The 20,245-nt window shown below is 35.4% G+C and carries 12 protein-coding genes, 2 tRNA genes and 2 rRNA genes; 2 read left to right on the forward strand and 14 right to left on the reverse strand.

The features are described from left to right. Positions 1–24 precede the first annotated feature (24 nt). Positions 25–930, reverse strand: a complete 906-nt coding sequence (locus ACZ5N4_RS20235) for an AEC family transporter (RefSeq protein ID WP_464204307.1) — start codon at positions 928–930, stop codon at positions 25–27. A gap of 147 nt (positions 931–1,077) precedes the next feature. Between ACZ5N4_RS20235 and ACZ5N4_RS20240 the strand changes: the two genes are divergently transcribed. Next, on the forward strand, positions 1,078–1,368 hold the full coding sequence (locus tag ACZ5N4_RS20240; RefSeq protein WP_464204308.1) for a hypothetical protein: 291 nt from the start codon (positions 1,078–1,080) through the stop codon (positions 1,366–1,368). Positions 1,369–1,450: 82 nt separating this feature from the next. Here ACZ5N4_RS20240 and ACZ5N4_RS20245 read toward each other — a convergent pair whose 3' ends face one another. The 3 genes from ACZ5N4_RS20245 to ACZ5N4_RS20255 all read right to left on the reverse strand — a co-directional run bounded on the left by ACZ5N4_RS20245 (position 1,451) and on the right by ACZ5N4_RS20255 (position 4,408). Then, the gene (locus ACZ5N4_RS20245) at positions 1,451–2,059 is read right to left on the reverse strand and encodes a hypothetical protein (protein WP_464204310.1); all 609 of its coding nucleotides are present in this window, start codon (positions 2,057–2,059) and stop codon (positions 1,451–1,453) included. Positions 2,060–2,202: 143 nt separating this feature from the next. Continuing rightward, positions 2,203–3,723, reverse strand: coding sequence for a sensor histidine kinase (locus ACZ5N4_RS20250; protein WP_464204311.1), 1,521 nt, complete (start codon positions 3,721–3,723; stop codon positions 2,203–2,205). After that, positions 3,713–4,408 (reverse strand): response regulator transcription factor, encoded by a 696-nt coding sequence (locus tag ACZ5N4_RS20255; RefSeq protein WP_464204312.1) that lies wholly within the window; start codon positions 4,406–4,408, stop codon positions 3,713–3,715. Before ACZ5N4_RS20255 ends, ACZ5N4_RS20250 begins: the two co-directional genes overlap by 11 nt. Positions 4,409–4,763: 355 nt before the next feature. Between ACZ5N4_RS20255 and ACZ5N4_RS20260 the strand changes: the two genes are divergently transcribed. Continuing rightward, positions 4,764–5,936, forward strand: coding sequence for a nucleotidyl transferase AbiEii/AbiGii toxin family protein (locus ACZ5N4_RS20260; protein ID WP_464204313.1), 1,173 nt, complete (start codon positions 4,764–4,766; stop codon positions 5,934–5,936). Positions 5,937–6,013: 77 nt separating this feature from the next. On the opposite strand, the gene ACZ5N4_RS20265 is transcribed toward ACZ5N4_RS20260, so the two are convergent. The 10 genes from ACZ5N4_RS20265 to orr form a co-directional block, all read right to left on the reverse strand. Continuing rightward, positions 6,014–6,088 (reverse strand) — tRNA-Asn (locus ACZ5N4_RS20265). A gap of 37 nt (positions 6,089–6,125) precedes the next feature. Then, positions 6,126–9,019: ribosomal RNA gene (locus tag ACZ5N4_RS20270) — 23S ribosomal RNA — on the reverse strand. Positions 9,020–9,248: 229 nt separating this feature from the next. Further along, positions 9,249–9,324: transfer RNA gene (locus ACZ5N4_RS20275), tRNA-Ala, on the reverse strand. Positions 9,325–9,524: 200 nt separating this feature from the next. Further along, positions 9,525–11,033, reverse strand: a 16S ribosomal RNA gene (locus ACZ5N4_RS20280). The 16S and 23S rRNA genes sit together here with 2 tRNA genes alongside, the layout of an rRNA operon. Positions 11,034–11,680: 647 nt before the next feature. Next, positions 11,681–12,850, reverse strand: a complete 1,170-nt coding sequence (alr, locus tag ACZ5N4_RS20285) for an alanine racemase (protein ID WP_464204314.1) — start codon at positions 12,848–12,850, stop codon at positions 11,681–11,683. A gap of 227 nt (positions 12,851–13,077) precedes the next feature. Beyond that, complete coding sequence (locus ACZ5N4_RS20290) at positions 13,078–14,496, reverse strand: amino acid permease (protein ID WP_464204315.1); 1,419 nt, start codon at positions 14,494–14,496, stop codon at positions 13,078–13,080. Positions 14,497–14,623: 127 nt separating this feature from the next. Next, positions 14,624–16,045, reverse strand: coding sequence for an APC family permease (locus ACZ5N4_RS20295; RefSeq protein WP_464204316.1), 1,422 nt, complete (start codon positions 16,043–16,045; stop codon positions 14,624–14,626). Positions 16,046–16,150: 105 nt separating this feature from the next. Then, complete coding sequence (locus tag ACZ5N4_RS20300) at positions 16,151–17,794, reverse strand: M20/M25/M40 family metallo-hydrolase (protein WP_464204317.1); 1,644 nt, start codon at positions 17,792–17,794, stop codon at positions 16,151–16,153. A 239-nt stretch (positions 17,795–18,033) separates the two neighbouring features. Then, positions 18,034–19,086, reverse strand: coding sequence for a 2,4-diaminopentanoate dehydrogenase (ord, locus tag ACZ5N4_RS20305; protein WP_464204318.1), 1,053 nt, complete (start codon positions 19,084–19,086; stop codon positions 18,034–18,036). Between the two features lie 45 nt (positions 19,087–19,131). After that, a complete protein-coding gene (gene orr, locus ACZ5N4_RS20310; RefSeq protein ID WP_464204319.1) occupies positions 19,132–20,226 on the reverse strand; it encodes an ornithine racemase Orr in 1,095 nt (364 codons plus the stop codon). Between the last annotated feature and the right edge of the window lie 19 nt (positions 20,227–20,245).

The following is a 20,245-nucleotide window of genomic DNA, read 5'->3' on the forward strand; positions in this document are numbered from 1 at the left end:
ACAATTCATTTTAATTATACTTGCTTACAAAAACATAACTACAAAAGGTATAGTAATCATTGATATTATTGTAGATATAAATACGCTTCTAGAAGCTAGTGCTGTATCTGCGCCATATTTTTCAGCTAAAACAGATGCTAATACTGCCGCTGGCATAGCTTCAATTATTACAGCTATTTGCATTAATAATTTATCTGCATTCAATAATTTTAAAATGCCTAAAGTAAGAAATGGCACTGCTATAAGTCTTAAAAAAGATGCATAATAGACTAAAGTACCTGAAAAAATATCCTTTAGCTTAATTTCTGATAACATAGCTCCTACAATAATCATCGATAAAGGTGTTGTCATAGAACCTACAATACTCATTGCTGTAAACACTGGATAAGGCAGCTTAATGGAAAAACTAAAAATTATTAGTCCTAAAATAGTAGCAATTATGGCTGGATTAACGAGTACTTCCTTTAGCGTTTTTAAATCTTTCTTTCCTGTATAAATCATAATCCCAATACTAAACATAAAAATGTTAAAAGGTATATTAAAAATTGCACCATAAAAAATTCCTATTTTCCCAAATAAGCTTTCTAAAACAGGGTACCCCATAAATCCACAGTTAGAGAATATAGTTGCAAATCTTAAAACCTTTTTTGAGTTTTCAGGATATTTAAAAGTTAAAATCCTACTTACAAAAATCAATATTATATGAATGATTATTGAATAAACAAACATTATTCTCGCCTTTGAAATCATATCTTGAGAATAAGTATAGTTAAAAGAGGAAATAAGTAAACAGGGTAGAGTTATATTAGTAAGAAAGTTAGAAAAACTTTTGCTAGCTTCCTTAGATAAAATATCTTTTTTTCTTGCATATACTCCTACTATCATAATAAGTGACAAAATTATTACTTGATTAATTATATTATTTTTCAAATCTTCTCCTCCAAAATTATACTCCATTAAAATTTTACACTTTTATATAGAAAAAATAAAGAACTTCTTTCTCAATTTTGCATACTAAAACATGATTATGTAAATATATATAAATAGTGAAACTAGTTTATTTTGGGGGTATAATAAATGAAGAAAAACAACTTGAAAGATGTTAAAGATGCTGTATTCAATGATTTAAAAAATGCAAAAATAGAAAGCGGAAAAGAAAGTACTCAAAGAATTGCAGGAAGTATACTAAAAAAATATAATGTAGATTTTGATGAAATTTTACAAAATACCAATTACCTATCCATATATAAAAACTCTGATACTATTGGCAATATATCTATTTCTAATGAAACCTCAGTAATAACAAATGATTTTGGAGAAGATACAAAAATTAAATATGATACCTTTAATGAATTAGAAATACTATAATAAATAAAAATTCTGCTTGAAAACTGAGCAGAATTTTTATTTAAAGTTTAAAAGCTTTATTTCAACTAAAGCTTAATATTTTTTATTCATTTTCTATATTATTATACATACACATATCAGCATAATTAGAAGCTAAGTCTGCAATTCTCTGTGTAGTTTCCTTGGGACTATTTCTAAATAATCCTTCAGCAATATTTTTATTCTCTGAAAGAAATTGATATATATTTAACGTTATATAGTCCCTAATCTTAAGATATATGTAATCTTCGTGCAGAGCACTTGCTCTTCCATTTAAATCTTGAATAGCATTATATCTTTCAATAAATTCTAAATCAACTTTATCTAAATTTTTACCATTTTTGAATACAATTTTCCCATCTTTAACTTCTGTTTCAGAATCATTTTCTATTTGTAGAATAATTTCATTAATTTTATCTGATTCAGGTATCTTACCATTTTGACCCCATTGAAATATTACATCTAGTTCTTTATTCCACAATTTTTTAAGATAAATAATATCAGCCTTTAATAAAGTTATATAATCAATATCACTTTCTATATTTTCCTTTTTACTTCTTAAGATATTATAAATACTTTGGTACCAATAACTTTTAGCTTCCAATATCGGTCTTGCCGCTGCCTCAACCATTCCCGAAATAATTTCCTGTTTGTTACTCTCATTTATTTCCATATTCAATCCCCCTGGCATTAGTTTGTTTAATTTATATCATTATATTTCAATTATAACATATTTTTTACATTAAAATCTTGTGAATTTGCGAATTGAATATCCACTATTTTGAATTCATAAATACAAAGGCTAAAGCATTAGCTTTAACCTTTATAAATCTTAAGCTTCACGTCAAAGCTTATATTTTTGTCACTGTATTTAGCTTCAATAGTTCCCCCTTGAAGTTCAACTATACTTTTAGCAATAGCCAAGCCTAAACCACTTCCCCCTGTTTCCGATGCTCTAGATTTTTCCAATCTATAAAACCTATCAAACATTTTTTCTAATTCTTCTTTACTCATTTCTTCGCACTTATTCTGAATAGACACAACTACATAATCATTATCTTTTGTCAATACAACTTTTATAATCCCAGGTTTTATTGAGTATCTTGCAGCATTTATAAATAAATTTTCAAATATTCTAGCGGTTTTCCCAGGATCTACTTCCACTATAACCTTTTCCAATAAAAATGCTTTAGATACTGCTACTTTATTTTCTTCAAATATAGGCACCAGTTCCTCTACTAGTTGATCAAGCAGTCCATCAAGCACTATAGTTTGCTTATCCAATTTCACACCATTATTAGTTAGCTTGGTATATTCAAATAAATCATTAATTAATACTTCAAGCTTCTCTGACTTATTGTATGCTATATTTACATACTGTTCTAACTGATCTTCATTATATTTTTTTTCTTTTATAAGTCCTAAGTATCCCTTAATAGATGTTAATGGAGTTCTTAAATCATGAGAAACATTAGTTATTAACTCACTTTTCATTCTTTCTGCTTTTCTTTCATCTTCTATCTTATTTTTTAGCTCTTCCGCCATAAAATTTATATTGTCAGCCAATAGTGCAATTTCATCTGAACCCAGTTTTTCTATTCTATAATTTAGATTGCCTTTAGATATTTCAAAAAGACCAGAAGAAACTAACTCTATATATTTCATTTTTTTCTTAGTTAAAAAATAAAACATAAAAAAGAAGACTGCAAGAGAAACTATAACTGTTGGTAATGGGGTATTATCTCCATAATGATATACAATATCTCCTTTGGGTATACCACTTACCATTAAATATCCTTTTCCATCAGAAAATTTAATTGGGTAGAAATTCACATATTCTCTCCCTGTATCTATTATTTCATCATTATTTCTAACTGATATTTCTCTATTACCCATTGTTTCCATCGCATTTTTTATAGTAGCATAAATATCTATCTGTGTCTCATTAGCATTGTCTGATTTGTACAAAACCTTTCCATCTAAATCAGAAATTAGTATTTTGTAATTTTCCCCATTTCTTGATTGTTGTAATATTTGGTTTATGCTTTCTTTATCGTTAATACTTATGTTTCTATTTTTAATAGTATCTGCAATATTTAATGCCTTATCTGATATCCTTTTAACACCTTTAGTATAATCTATCCTGGCGCTCATGCTGCCTTTTTTAAAAGTGTCATTTGAAATACTTCCTACAATAATTGATGCTACTAAGCACACTGCAAATATCACTATTAATTCTAATCTTATGCTTTTGCTTATTTTATCTAGAGCTAAATTATATATTTTTGTAAATGGACTAAATAATTTTTTTATAAATTTAGGACACCTAACCTTCAATTTTATACCCTACCCCCCAAACTGTTTTTATAAACCTAGGTTTTCGGGGTTCTTCCTCTATTTTTTCTCTTATCTTTCTTATATGAACCATCACAGTGTTATCTGATTCAAAGAACTCTTCATTCCATACTGACTCATAAATTTTTTCTATACTAAAAACTATTCCTTTATTTTTAGCTAAAAGACAGAGTATGTCAAATTCTCTTGGGGTTAATTTTATTTCCTTATCTGATATCTTAACTTCATGAGTATTCGTATTTATTAATAAATCATCTACCTCAATTACACCTTCATTTTTCTCTTGTACAGCATTTAATTTTTTGTATCGACGAAGTTGCGATTTTACTCTGGCTATCAACTCTAGCGGATTAAAGGGTTTTGTTATGTAATCATCTGCTCCAGTAGTAAGCCCTAAAATTTTGTCCATATCCTCACTCTTAGCAGAAAGCATTATTATTGGCATGTTTTTATTTTCTCTTATTTTTATACAGGCTTCAATTCCATCCATACTTGGCATCATAATATCTAGTATTATTAGGTCTGTCTCTTCTTTTTCTAGATGATTTAATGCCTCTAACCCATTAGCAGCCTTTATTACTTTATAGCCCTCATTAGCTAAATATATGCCTATTAAATCTCTAATTTCTTTTTCATCATCCACAACTAATATAGTTTCTATTTCCATAATGAACTCCTTTCCAAACTTATCCTACAGCAATGCAGAAGGAACACTTCTATAAATACTGTTAAGTTTGAAGTTTCTATCTACAAATATATATTAACACTCTTAATCATAACATAGTAATTGAAAATATGTATACCTTGAAAAATTCTCCTAAACAATATACTTATAATTATAAAGCTTATATCTTAACTATTTATTATGTTAATTCTTAACCTTTTCTTAAATTTGTACATCTTAGCAACTCATTTATTTTTATAAATTAAAGAAATATTATTGTTGATATAAGTTCTACTATTAGCTAATAATATTTATAGTATATTAACTATTTATATTGCCTTTCATGGAGGGATTAATCTTGAAGAAAAAAAGCAACCTTACAAGTCGATATATTAAATCTAAAGCAAAGTATTTTGGCTTTTTAAATAAAGATTCACTAGAACTGCATTATTGGATTTATGAGTTATTTTATCAGATACAAAAAAGAACTAACAACAGATGTATTCTAAAAGGAGGTGCTGCCTCACAACTGTACTTGCCCGTTGACTGGCAGCGATGTACTAATGATATTGATTGTGCTACAGACTTGTCGCCTAAAGAATTACAAAAGGTTATGAAGTCAATCAAAGATGACTTTACTCGAAATGGTCTTAACAGCAGTTATAGGGAGTATATACCTAGAAATATAAAACCTCACCATAGAATAATACCTATGATGACCTTCATTTTTGATATACCTTTTGTTTTCAAAACAAAAAAAAGAGTTAGGTATCCAGGAATAAAGATAGATTTTCTATTTTTAAATATAAGTAAACTTCATAAAACCAAATTAATAAGTAATGAAACTTTAGGACTAAAACTTAATTACGTTCCTATTGCTATAGATAAGTATTCAACAATCAGTGACAAACTAATTACCCTAGCATCTAATTCTCTTGGACTAGAAAACTTTAAATTAGAGGCATTATATAAGAATATCTATGATCTTTATTGTTTAATAAATACCTACAATGATTTAGAGAGCTTTAAAATAATATCTGATAGAATAAAGGATAGTTTAAATATAGAGCTGGAAATGAAAAAAGGTGACTACATAACTATCGATTTACTTTTAAAGGATATATTATTTACTCTATATGATATTGCAACTTTTAGCCTAAGAGTAAACAATTCAGATCTACCTTTACAAATCAAAAAATTTCAAGATAACACAATGCAAAAGGAAGTCAGAGAAAAGCTTAATGCGGATATGTGGAGTGTAATGTGCCTTTATCTTTATATATGGGTATTTTCAATAAAAACTTATATTAACGATAAAGATTATTCTAAATTACAGGGAATAAATTCTGTTATAGATCAATATGAATATTTTGCATCCTTAATGAAAAAAGAAAGACGTGCATTTAAGAGGGACCTAAAGGATCAAATAAAAATAAAGGATCCCAACCTTATTTTAGAAGGCACCGGAAATCCCCTAAGACTCATTTATTTAAATTATATTTTAGATAACTTAAAACCAAATTGGATATAAAAGTCTAAAATAACTTGTTTCAAATTATAGATAAGCACTTAGATTGCTTATCTATATTATTTCCCAAAAAATAAAAATGGCTCCGTGGAGAGGATTCGAACCTCCAACCCTTCGGTTAACAGCCGAATGCTCCACCATTGAGCTACCACGGAACAATATTGTTCTCTGAAAATTGCACAGTGAATTGTGTTGGTCAAGCCCTCGACCTATTAGTATCAGTCAGCTGAACATGTTACCATGCTTACACCTCTGACCTATCAACCTTGTGTTCTTCAAGGGGTCTTACTAGCTTACGCTATGGGAAATCTAATCTTGAGGTGGGCTTCACGCTTAGATGCTTTCAGCGTTTATCCCGTCCCGACATAGCTACCCAGCTGTGCTCCTGGCGGAACAACTGGTGCACCAGAGGTCAGTCCATCCCGGTCCTCTCGTACTAAGGACAGCTCCTCTCAAATTTCCTACGCCCGCGACGGATAGGGACCGAACTGTCTCACGACGTTCTGAACCCAGCTCGCGTGCCGCTTTAATGGGCGAACAGCCCAACCCTTGGGACCTACTTCAGCCCCAGGATGCGACGAGCCGACATCGAGGTGCCAAACCTCCCCGTCGATGTGGACTCTTGGGGGAGATCAGCCTGTTATCCCCGAGGTAGCTTTTATCCGTTGAGCGATGGCCCTCCCACGAGGAACCACCGGATCACTAAGCCCGACTTTCGTCCCTGCTCCACTTGTATGTGTCGCAGTCAGGCTCCCTTCTGCCTTTGCACTCTACGAACGATTTCCAACCGTTCTGAGGGAACCTTTGGGCGCCTCCGTTACTTTTTAGGAGGCGACCGCCCCAGTCAAACTGCCCACCTAACAATGTCCCGTGACCAGATTCATGGCCGCCGGTTAGAATCCCAGTACTGTCAGGGTGGTATCCCAAGGATGACTCCACAAAGGCTGACGCCCTTGTTTCTCAGTCTCCCACCTATCCTGTACAGACAATACCGAAACTCAATGCTAAGCTACAGTAAAGCTCTACGGGGTCTTTCCGTCCAATCGCGGGTAGCAAGCATCTTCACTTGCACTACAATTTCGCCGGATTTGTTGTCGAGACAGTGCCCAAGTCATTACGCCATTCGTGCGGGTCGGAACTTACCCGACAAGGAATTTCGCTACCTTAGGACCGTTATAGTTACGGCCGCCGTTTACTGGGGCTTAAGTTCACACCTTCGCTTGCGCTAAGTGTTCCCCTTAACCTTCCAGCACCGGGCAGGCGTCAGCCCCTATACATCAGCTTTCGCTTTAGCAGAGACCTGTGTTTTTGCTAAACAGTTGCTTGGGCCTATTCTCTGCGACCTACTTGCGTAGGCACCCCTTATCGCTAACTTACGGGGTCAATTTGCCGAGTTCCTTGACAACAATTCTTCCGCTGGTCTTAGGATTCTCTCCTCACCTACCTGTGTCGGTTTGCGGTACGGGCACCAACTTCCTCCATAGAGACTTTTCTTGGCAGCGTGGAATCAGATACTTCGCCCATAAGGGCTCCCCATCACACCTCAACTAAGTTTAACGGATTTGCCTGTTAAACATGTCTAAGTGCTTAGACGCACATCCAATAGTGCGCACATCTTATCCTCCTGCGTCATCCCATTTGTAATAACGTCAGTTGGCGGTATCGGAATATCAACCGATTGTCCATCACCTACGCCTTTCGGCCTCGGCTTAGGTCCCGACTAACCCTGAGCGGACGAGCCTTCCTCAGGAAACCTTAGGTTTTCGACCAATAAGATTCTCACTTATTTCTCGCTACTTATGCCAGCATACTCACTCCTGTACAGTCCACCGCTCCTTTCGGTACGACTTCAATCCATACAGGAAGCTCCTCTACCGCTCTTTCGAGCCCATAGCTTCGGTGGTAAGTTTTAGCCCCGGACATCTTCGGCGCAGGATCTCTCGACTAGTGAGCTATTACGCACTCTTTGAATGAGTGGCTGCTTCTAAGCCAACATCCTAGTTGTCTTAGAAATCCCACATCCTTTTCCACTTAACTTACACTTTGGGACCTTAGCTGATGATCTGGGCTGTTTCCCTTTTGACCACGGATCTTATCATTCGTAGTCTGACTGCTGAGATTCAAGTATATGGCATTCGGAGTTTGATAGGGTTCAGTAACTGTTGTCAGCCCCTAGCCCATTCAGTGCTCTACCTCCATTACTCATTCTCAACGCTAGCCCTAAAGCTATTTCGAGGAGAACCAGCTATCTCCGAGTTCGATTGGAATTTCTCCGCTATCCACAGCTCATCCCATGGTTTTTCAACACCAACGTGGTTCGGTCCTCCACGGAATTTTACTTCCGCTTCAACCTGTCCATGGATAGGTCACTCGGTTTCGGGTCTACGACATGCAACTTATTGCCCTATTCAGACTCGGTTTCCCTTCGGCTGCGCACCTTAAGTGCTTAACCTTGCTACATATCGTAACTCGCTGGCTCGTTCTACAAAAAGCACGTCATCGCACGTAAAAGTGCTTTGACCGGTTGTGGACACACGGTTTCAGGTTCTATTTCACTCCCCTCCCGGGGTTCTTTTCACCTTTCCCTCACGGTACTGCTTCACTATCGGTCACCAGTTAGTATTTAGCCTTGGGAGGTGGTCCTCCCTGCTTCCCACAAGGTTTCACGTGTCTCGTGGTACTCTGGAGCAGATCTAAAAGTTTCCGTTTTCACCTACAGGGCTGTTACCTTCTACGGCGGAGCCTTCCAGCTCTCTTCAATTAACTCCTACTTTCATTTGTGATCTGTCCTCAACCCCAGGAACAAGTTCCTGGTTTGGGCTCTTTCCCTTTCGCTCGCCGCTACTTAGGAAATCGATTTTTCTTTCTCTTCCTCCGGGTACTTAGATGTTTCAGTTCCCCGGGTATATCCCTATAAACCTATGAATTCAGTTTACAGTACACTACGTTAGTAGTGTGGGTTGCCCCATTCGGAAATCTTCGGATCACAGGCTATTTGCGCCTACCCGAAGCTTATCGCAGCTTATCACGTCCTTCTTCGACTACTGGTGCCAAGGCATTCACCATGCGCCCTTTGTAGCTTGACCATCTAAATTAATATTACCTTCGCATTACTGCGTCAGCTTCCCTCATTGCGGTGCTCATTTACCTTAAGTAAACTCTGCTCCTCATTCAGTTGCTTCCTTGTTCTGCTCGCTACTATTAATTTATATTAATTCTTAAATCTACAAAGGTTACTTACTTATATAATAAGTAGTTTTACCTTCAGCTTTACTTTCATTTATATATCACTGTGCAATTTTCAAAGAACAATTATGGTGGAGATAAAGGGATTCGAACCCTTGACCCCCTGCGTGCAAGGCAGGTGCTCTCCCAGCTGAGCTATACCCCCATAAAATATTAAGGGATTCATAACGAGCAATTTACAACCCCAGATTGATGTTATTGAAACATCTGACCGGGGTAATTCTTAACGCCGAAGGTATTCGGCTAAATTACCCGTTCAAATCCATTTAGGATTTGAACCCTCAAAATTAAACAGAGTGTAAACAAACCTTCAAAGTAGAATTACCTACTTTGTCGACTCCTTAGAAAGGAGGTGATCCAGCCGCAGGTTCTCCTACGGCTACCTTGTTACGACTTCACCCCAATCACTAACCCCACCTTCGGCCGCGTCTTCCTTACGGTTAGACTACGGACTTCGGGTGTTGCCAGCTCTCATGGTGTGACGGGCGGTGTGTACAAGGCCCGGGAACGTATTCACCGCGACATGCTGATTCGCGATTACTAGCAACTCCAGCTTCATGTAGGCGAGTTTCAGCCTACAATCCGAACTGAGGGTAATTTTATAGTTTTGCTCCACATCACTGTATTGCTTCTCTTTGTATTACCCATTGTAGCACGTGTGTAGCCCTAGACATAAGGGGCATGATGATTTGACGTCATCCCCACCTTCCTCCCGGTTAACCCGGGCAGTCTCACTAGAGTGCTCAACTTAATGGTAGCAACTAATGATAAGGGTTGCGCTCGTTGCAGGACTTAACCTAACATCTCACGACACGAGCTGACGACAACCATGCACCACCTGTCTTCCTGCCCCGAAGGGCTTCCTCCATTACGAGTAATTCAGGAGATGTCAAGTCTAGGTAAGGTTCTTCGCGTTGCTTCGAATTAAACCACATGCTCCGCTGCTTGTGCGGGCCCCCGTCAATTCCTTTGAGTTTTAATCTTGCGATCGTACTTCCCAGGCGGAGTACTTATTGTGTTAACTGCGGCACAGAAGGGGTCGATACCTCCTACACCTAGTACTCATCGTTTACGGCGTGGACTACCAGGGTATCTAATCCTGTTTGCTACCCACGCTTTCATGCCTCAGCGTCAGTTACGGTCCAGAGAGTCGCCTTCGCCACTGGTGTTCTTCCTAATCTCTACGCATTTCACCGCTACACTAGGAATTCCACTCTCCTCTCCCGCACTCTAGACTTCCAGTTTGAAATGCAGCACCCAAGTTAAGCCCGGGTATTTCACATCTCACTTAAAAATCCGCCTACGCATCCTTTACGCCCAGTAAATCCGGACAACGCTCGCCACCTACGTATTACCGCGGCTGCTGGCACGTAGTTAGCCGTGGCTTCCTCCTTTGGTACCGTCATTATCGTCCCAAAAGACAGAGCTTTACAACCCGAAGGCCTTCATCACTCACGCGGCGTTGCTGCATCAGGCTTTCGCCCATTGTGCAATATTCCCCACTGCTGCCTCCCGTAGGAGTCTGGACCGTGTCTCAGTTCCAATGTGGCCGATCACCCTCTCAGGTCGGCTACGCATCGTCGCCTTGGTGAGCCTTTACCTCACCAACTAGCTAATGCGCCGCGGGTCCATCTCAAAGCGGATTGCTCCTTTAATTAGTTCTCCATGCGAAAAACTAATGTTATGCGGTATTAATCTCCCTTTCGGGAGGCTATCCCCCTCTTTGAGGCAGGTTACCCACGTGTTACTCACCCGTCCGCCGCTAATCCATCCCGAAGGATTTCATCGCTCGACTTGCATGTGTTAGGCACGCCGCCAGCGTTCGTCCTGAGCCAGGATCAAACTCTCAATTTAAAAGTTTGAATGCTCATTACTGTTTACTCACTACTATATAATATAGTAATAAAAGAATTGCTGGTTTAGTTTACTTTAAAAAGTCATTTAGACTTTTTACCTCTGTTTAATTTTCAAGGATCATGTCGCTCTCTGCGACTATTAAATGTTATCACCTTTAATTAAGCTTGTCAAGAAGTTTTTATTATTAGTTAAAACGTTATCTAACTAACTTTTATATGGTTTTTCACAGCTTTTATATGATATCATACAAGCTAATTTGATGTCAACGAATTTGTACATTAATTTTGCTTGTATTATCGCTCACTCAAGCGACGATAGTTATCTTATCACTTTTATCATTATATTACATTATTGCTTTTCCCTACAGATTAGAATTATATTATTAATTCTTTATTATTCTTCTAAATGCTCAATATTTTTTATAACGATACACCAGACACAGTTTTCATTATCTTAGCCTTCTTTGCAATTAATAAAGGATATTAAACCAATGAAAATCACTCCATTAAGTAGACACAACTAAAAAGACTGCTGTAAAGTCTACTTAGCGGGGTGATTTTTATGTCAAAAATACTCTTTTTAAACAAAATCAACAATAGTAGAAAAGATGGATTAGGCAGTTCACAATTGCAAAGAAGTTAGACTTATACGGCTAAATAATTCTTCACCTTTACTATTTTTCCACCTCTTACATATACCCTTGGAACCCTTCTGCTAAACATACATATTACTTCACCTAAACTAGTACCTAACATCGCTTTTATGTCTTCAAGAGTTATACTTAAGTTGCCATCACTCCCCATTAGTATTACCTCATCTCCTATTTGAACATCTCCTAAGTCTGTAACATCAATCATACATTGATCCATACATATTGCTCCTACAATAGGAGCAAATTTACTCTTTATTATCACTTTTCCTTTTCTAAAAAAACGCCATGAATAGCCATCAGCACAACCTACAGGCAGTGTAGCAATTTTGCTCTTTCTTTCCGTTATGAATTTCCTTCCATAGCTTATTGAGGTCCCAGCTTCTACTTCTTTAACATGTATAATATTCGCTTTCACTGACATCACGGGTTTTAAGTCAATTCTAGATTTCATTATCTCTTCACCTGGATATAAACCATATTGTATTGCCCCTGGCCTGACACCGTCCAAATAAGTTTCCGGTAGATCGATTATAGCAGCACTGTTCGCAGCATGTTTAAAATTAATCCTTACATTTCTACGTTCAAGCATATTCACAAAATGATTAAACTTTGCATATTGCTCATAAGTATATAATTTATCTTTTTGGTCCGCAACAGAAAAATGTGTAAACATTCCCTCTAGTTTAATACCTGGCAGCATACTTATTTGTTTTACAATGTCAGCACTTTCTTCACTAGGTAAAAACCCTATTCTTCCCATGCCAGTGTCAACGGCTATATGCAACTTACCTGTTTTCCCAATCTCCACGGCAGCATCTGAAATTGCTTTAGCAAGTTCATATGAGAAACAAGTTTGGCTTATATTATTGTTTATCAGAATTTTTGCCATATTAGAAGGAGTGTATCCCAATATCAATATAGGATTATCAATACCAGCACTCCTAAGTTCCAATGCCTCGTCTAGTATCGCTACCCCCAGCCATCTTATTCCATTTTCTAAAAGTATATGTGTAAGTTCAATAACCCCATGACCATACGCATCAGCTTTAACAATCGCAATATATTCCTTTTCATTTTTTAAAAGTCGCTTTATCTCTCTTACATTATGTTCAAAATTATCCAAGTTTATCTCAGACCATAGAGGTCTAAATTCATTGAACATTATCTCCTCCCCTTTTTTAAATCGCTTGAATCAAATAAAGAAGATAAATAGCCATCTTCTGATTCCTATATAATTAGACTTAATAACCATTTTTCTATTTTATTACTTATTTTATTTAAAAATAAAACGCCCCCTTAAAGTAAATTAAATAGGCCTTTTTTATCTGTATCCATTACTATAAAGGGGCATCTCTTTAAAATTTATAGTTATCTATGAACTCATAAATATTATATTCCTAATTTTTGGGATTTTTCCATGACACTGTGTGATTTACTATATCCAAAGTATATTACAATTCCTATAGCTATCCATATTGCAAATACAACTTTAGTAAAGTGTGGCAATTCCCAAATTAAATACAAACAAAACATCATAGCTATGCTTGGAATTATAGGAACTCCTGGACATCTAAACGGCCTCTCAATATCAGGTCTTCTCTTTCTAAGAACTATTGCTGATGCTGAAACTATAATAAAAGCTATAAGGGTTCCCATGTTTGCCATTTCAGCTAGCCTCATTACCGGTAATAATCCAGAAAAACACATTGATATAATAGCAACTAATATTGTACTATTTACAGGAGTTCTATATTTAGGATGAACAGTTGAAAATACCTGTGGAAGTAATCCGTCTCTTGACAATGCGAATAATATACGAGTGCACCCGTACATTGTAACTAATAATGCAGAAGTTAATCCACATACGGCTCCAACGGATACTAGCGCCGATCCCCATGTAATACCAACTTGAAGGAGAGCGTATGCAACTGGTGCTGCTGTAGTCTTATATACAAGATAAGGAAGAACCCCAGTCAGTGTAGCTGCAACAAGTATATACAACACTGTGCAAACTATAAGAGAGCCAATTAAGCCAATTGGCAAATCTCTCTGTGGATTCTTACATTCTTCAGCTGCACAGGAAACTGCATCAAATCCTACATATGCAAAGAATATAACTGCTGCACCTCTAAATACACCACCAACACCATAGGGGAAGAATGGATTCCAGTTAGCTGGTTTAATATGTCCCACTGCTAAAATGATAAATAGAATTATAACACCTAACTTAAGTATAACTAGAAAATTATTTAACTTAACACTCTCTGTAATACCCCTTATTAACAGCAGCATCATAACAAATACAATAAGAACTGCTGGTAAATTAATTATTCCACCATTCTGGCCAAAAGGATTGCATATTGCTGCAGGAAGATGTATTCCAAATGCTCCTAAAAGTGTTACCAAATATCCTGACCAACCTACTGCAACAGTTGATAAACCTACCATATACTCAAGTGCCAAATCCCATCCTATAATCCATCCCCAAATTTCACCTAGTCCAACATAGCCAAATGTATATGCACTACCTGCAATAGGAATCATACTTGCAAGCTCTGCATAGCATAAAGAGGCGAAAATACAAGTGAGACCTGAGACAATGAATGAAAGAATCAATGCTGGTCCCGCATAGTTTGCAGCCGCAACTCCTGGAAGTACAAATATTCCAGTACCAATAACGGCGCCAATCCCTAAAAATACCAATTCAACTGGTCCAAGAACCTTTTTAAGTGCTCTGTCACCTGACGCCCCTGCTAATAAATCTTCAATAGACTTAGTTCTAAATATAGAATTACTATTTGTTGCCATTATAAACACTCCTTTCATTTTTAATATTTGTAAAACACAAAAATACGAACCAACTATATCATGTATCTTAAAATCAAATAAAGCCTAGAATTCAATTGTTATTTACTACATAATAGAAGAATATAATTTAAATTTCCTCTTTATTTTCCTCTTTATTTACCTCTAAATTATTAGTTGCATCACATAATGTACTATGTTTTGCTCCATACAAGAAATAGATTGCTATGCCTACTATTGTCCATACTCCAAATCTAATCCAAGTAACTCCTGGTAAACTATACATGAGATAAAAGCAGAATAATACCGTTAAAATCGGTGTAAAAGGAACACCTGGGCATTTAAACTTTCTTTCTACATCCGGCATAGTTCTTCTTAAAATAATAACTCCTATAGATACAATTATAAATGCAGATAAAGTTCCTATATTACACAAATCCATAAGTACAGTCAGTGGTAAAAATCCTCCTATAACAGCTGTTAATGCACCTGTTGCTATAGTACATATTCCAGGTGTTCCATGTTTTTTAGATATTCTGGCTAGTGATTTCGGTATTAATCCATCTCTTGACATAACCATGAATATTCTAACTTGTCCGTATACAGTTACAAGAAGAGTAGAAATCATTCCTATAACAGCTCCTACGCCAACAAGTGCTGAACCCCAATTTATTCCTATTCTTCTTAAAGCAGCTGGAAGAGCATTATTTACATCAATTTCTTTAAAAGGAACCATTCCTGTAAGTGTTAACGAAACAGCTACATATAATATGATAATTACAGTTAAACAAATAGTTAAACCAAGAGGGATGTCTCTTTTAGGGTTGATTGTTTCTTCTGCTGCAGTAGAAACAGCATCAAAACCGATATATGCAAAGAATATAATTGCAGCAGCCGACATTATTCCTTTAGTTCCGTAAGGTGAAAATGGATGATAGTTAGCAACATTTATATGCGTTGCTCCAAGAACTATAAAAATAATAATTACAGATACCTTTATAAAAACTATTATATTATTTACTTTTGCACTCTCTGATACACCAATATAAAGCAGCCATGTTATAAAAGCAATAACTAAAACTGCAGGTAAATCTACAATTCCACCAACCAGTGGAGACTTTATTAGCATTGCAGGCAGATGAATATTGTAGGCTTCAAAAACTCCAACTAAAGTTGATGACCATCCTGATGCAACAGCCGCCGCAACAACAGTATACTCAAGTATCAGGTTCCAACCAATTATCCATGCTATAATCTCGCCAAAAGCAACATAGGTATAAGAATAGGTACTTCCTGCAACTGGAAACATAGTAGCAAGTTCTGCATAAGTAAGAGCACATAGGGCACTGGTTATTGCTGCTACTACAAAGGATATTGTAACCGCAGGGCCAGCCAGCTGTGCCCCCTGACCTGTAGCAACAAATATACCAGTTCCTATTACTGACCCAATTCCAAGAGCTGCTATATCAAATGCAGTCAGTTGTTTTCGCAGACCACTGCCTTCTATCGCCTCTTTAAAGTCCGCTACGCTCCTTTTTCTAAATATGTTCATAAAATAGCCCCCTTAAATTTATTAAAAAATTTTATTTATCAATGTCCTATAACTTAACCAATTAAACATACAATTTATTCCTATACACCTTTAATATTAACATCGCTAATGTAGAGGTACACTAAGAAGAGAGTTAATTATGTGCTTATATAGCTCCGGTATTACACTTAAAGAGTATGGAACATTTAGCCTTTCAGTACACTTATGAAAATCCTTGCCTTCTCCTCCAAATACTACTCCTGGAATATCAAGCTTACTTAAATCTTCTAATGGTAAATCATAATTCACTCCATATCCAACAATATTAGAAGACAGATTATCTAAATCTTTATTTTTGTCACATCCTGCATAGCTTAGATCAGATATAGCCATGAAAAAGTCATCCTTAATAATTTTTTCATTGAATTTTTCATCAGCATATTCTATTGTTGCATTTATAGCATCTATAAATTTTCTACTCTTTTCATCTTTATCTTCTAAATGTCTATGAGGATAGTATGGAGGAATAAAAGAAACTATTATCATAGGCCTTTTATTTTCATACTTTTCATAGGTTTCTTTTACTATATTTATGGCTATGGTTTGATTGTCCTTTTTTTCTTTTTTCCAAATCTCAACTTTTTCTTTAATATAACTTTCAAAATCTTTATTCTTAGCCTTAACTTCTGAAAGCAATTTTTTATAAGGCATAACACAAGGTTCCACTTCAATATATTGAATTTCTTCACAGTACATTTTCATATAATTTTCTCTTTTTTCTTTAGCACTATTTAAAACATTGCTAAATGCCTTAAATGCTAACTTTTCTAAATCACTTATAATCTTCTCCTCTGACATATTAAGGGTTAATATATTATAATATGCTGCTGCTAATAGAGGACTTTGCACAGAGTATAGTTCCTTTAAATCTGTTTGTTTTAGCGCCATAGGTGGTGGGGTAACAGTTTTGTTAACCTTATCGCAGAAATCTGGATTACCTTCTAGGAGTCTATTTATTTCTGATACCAATGCATTAGGATTTAACCCCTTAAAAGACTCTCCTACATGTGTTTCTTTTCCTACACAGAAAAACAAAGGCATTACTTTACCTACACTTCCCATATATATTCTTTTGAATTTCTCATCTTTATTTTTAGGTATACTACATTCAGATACAATTGCACCAACATAGTTATATCCCATTTTCTCCTGAAGATTTACAAGAAAAGGAACTGAGGCTATCATCCCCTCTGAATTACTTTCTTCTCCTGGTACTCCTAAAAACAATATGTTCCCTTTGAAATTCCTATTTTCACTAAATTCTCTTATAATCTCAATATCTATAGCAATACCAGATTTCATATCTGCAGTTCCTCTTCCAAAAATCCATTTGCCAGATTTAAGATCTACTAGTGCCTCATTGTCTAAAGTTAACTCATTAATTCTTTTTGTACATTCTTCTACATTAAAAGCAATATCCTTTAATTGTCCATATTCTTCTACTTCAACTACATCTATATGTCCTGTTAATATTATTGTATCTTTTGACTCATATTTTCCATTTACTAGAGCCCATACAAATTTTCTTCCTAAAGAATCTCCTTCTATTTCGCCTAGTCCAAAATTATTCTTATTTTCTTTAAAATAAGAATTTTCTGATAATATATTGTATATTTTTTGAGATATAAGATTTTCGCCTTCTGTACCTGATACACTTGGAACTGATACTAATTCCTTTAATGTGCTATAAATTTTTTCTTGTAATATCAATTTTATGCCCCCCATTTTTATTAAATTACTTAATTATGAGTAGAAAATATTGGTATATAATATATACACCAATATTTTCTATTCACTTTCAAAATTAAATTTATATAGAACTACCATAATATAGTTATCATTGTCACTTGCAAATTTTGCTGCTGTTCTTAATAAGTTTCAAAGGAAGCTGAATTTTCTGTATTATTCATAACACTATTTTTACCTATATATACTATTCTTTAAGACAATTATTCTCTATTTTTTATTAAATCTCTAAAGTCTCCCATAATAGCTCTTGGAACTGGAAGATCTATCATTGTCTTAAGCCCTGCATCAGCATTAATTATGTGAGGAATCATATTTACACACATAGCAATTGTTCCTATTCCTCCATCAACTTCCGGCTTGTTTGCCATATGAATAGCTGGGTTCCCCTTAATTGTTATATAATCCCCTGTTTCTGTTCCTTCCATTTCTGGTTCAATCTGCTGTGGGTGAATTAAATCTATTTTAACTTCTCCATTAACCCATCCCTGAGCTGTCATACTAACACCAGCAACATCTCCAGCCTTTGCGAATCCAAATGGTGATTTTCTGTCAATTGTTGTAACTATTGGTTTCATTTGTTGCTCAAATTTTTCAATCTTCCAGCCAAGTCCATCAGCAATCATTGCTGCTGATTCAGCAAAGCCAACATGTCCAGAAAGTGTACCATCTTTAATTCCATTCTCAAATTCTTCAACAGTAGTACCAACTCCCTGTTCCTTCATAACAAATGGTCCAAATGGTGATAAGCTATTTACTCTTTTTGCTTCAATATGTTCAACATCTTCCATACATCCAGTTAGGCAAAGCACAAGTAAATCCATCATAAGACCTGGATTTATACCAGTTCCAAGTATACTAACTCCATTCTCTTTAGCAATTTTATCAAGCTCTGAAGCAATCTCTGGATCTTGAGCATATGGATATGCCATTTCTTCTGCTGTTGAAATTACATTTACTTTATTTTCAAGTACAACCTTTAATTTTGGAAATGCTTCTTTTGTAAATGAATCTGTTGCACAAAGGCATACATCTGGATTTGTCTCAGTTAATATTTTTTCAATATCAGGATTTATTATAACTTCTCGTCTATCTCCTCTTTCTATTTCCAATAATTCATACATACTCTTTCCTATTTTTTGACCTCTAGCACATACTCCAACAATGTCTACACCTTTTTTCTTTAAAAGCATTTTTGCCATACCACTACCCATTGCTCCAAATCCCCAAATAACAACTTTTACATTTCTTTTCATAATAATTCCTCCTAAATATATTTAATTTAATTTAATTTTTACCTTTTAAGACATAATCGCTACGGCCAATTCTTCTTCATAATATTTTTTTACGTAGAATGAAGTCATGGCAGCAAGAAGACATCCATAATCCATTTTGAAATCTATAATATCTCCTACTCTAAGAGGTTTTGTACTATCTGTAACGTCCAATATCAAATGATCACTGCTGGCACCAAAAATACTTATATTATTATCTAAAGGAATAAGTCCATCTACTTTTATATCCTGTCTACCTATAGCTACAATAGCTCTTTTTCGTATTCCTTTATCTTCGAAACTAGGTTTTTGGCCAAAAGCATCCATACCTATCTTACCTTTAGGAACAGTTGGCTTATCTTTTATCTCTACTATTTCTCCACTTAATATGAAAGCATCATCATAACAGCCAGGTATTAATTTCCCAAAGGATGTTTCCCTTCCTAGTACAATACCTTCACCCACTCTTAATTGGTTAACTCCCTCTGGAATAGTATTATCCATAACCATATAGAGACTGCTTGAATTACCACCTGAGATTATTGGTAACTCTATATTACATAGAGCTTTAATCTCATTTTTTAATCTTATAAGTTTGCCTAAATTATCTTTATCTGGAAGAACTCCTCCGTAGCATGTAACATTAGTGCCTAAACCTATAAGACTTATGCTGTCGAGTTTTAATATTTCCTTAACTACAGCAACAACATCCTCTTCAAGTACACCTTCTCTCAGGTCTCCAACATCTACCATTAATATAATATTGTGTTTTTTATCTAAGCTTTTAGCTGCTTTTGCTAAGGTTTTTATAGTATCCAATTCAGAATTTAAACTTATATCACTATACCTAACAACTTCTTCAGCTTCGCTTTCCATAGAAATCCTTAGTAGAGTCTTTCTACAGTTTAAATTACTCATCTTTTTTAAGTTTTGTATTCTTGAATCTCCAATATGTGTAACTCCCCCATCCAATATAGCCTGTACTATAGGAGATTCTGCGCAAAAAACTTTAGTTACTCCAACAACATCTATTCCTTTTTTATTACACAAGGATAGTATCTGATTTGCATTATGTGTTACTTTTGAAAGATTCACATCTATACAGGGGTACTCCTTCCTCATAATAGTTTCTCCTTTTACT

The sequence above is a fragment of the Clostridium nitrophenolicum genome (assembly GCF_055391695.1).

Excerpts from the sequence above, each read along its gene's own strand:
- ACZ5N4_RS20295 (WP_464204316.1), bottom strand. The coding sequence starts at position 16,045 with ATGAACATATTTAGAAAAAGGAGCGTAGCGGACTTTAAAGAGGCGATA.
- ACZ5N4_RS20255 (WP_464204312.1), bottom strand. The coding sequence starts at position 4,408 with ATGGAAATAGAAACTATATTAGTTGTGGATGATGAAAAAGAAATTAGA.
- alr (WP_464204314.1), bottom strand. The coding sequence starts at position 12,850 with ATGTTCAATGAATTTAGACCTCTATGGTCTGAGATAAACTTGGATAAT.
- ACZ5N4_RS20290 (WP_464204315.1), bottom strand. The coding sequence starts at position 14,496 with ATGGCAACAAATAGTAATTCTATATTTAGAACTAAGTCTATTGAAGAT.
- orr (WP_464204319.1), bottom strand. The coding sequence starts at position 20,226 with ATGAGGAAGGAGTACCCCTGTATAGATGTGAATCTTTCAAAAGTAACA.
- ACZ5N4_RS20245 (WP_464204310.1), bottom strand. The coding sequence starts at position 2,059 with ATGGAAATAAATGAGAGTAACAAACAGGAAATTATTTCGGGAATGGTT.
- ord (WP_464204318.1), bottom strand. The coding sequence starts at position 19,086 with ATGAAAAGAAATGTAAAAGTTGTTATTTGGGGATTTGGAGCAATGGGT.
- ACZ5N4_RS20240 (WP_464204308.1), top strand. The coding sequence starts at position 1,078 with ATGAAGAAAAACAACTTGAAAGATGTTAAAGATGCTGTATTCAATGAT.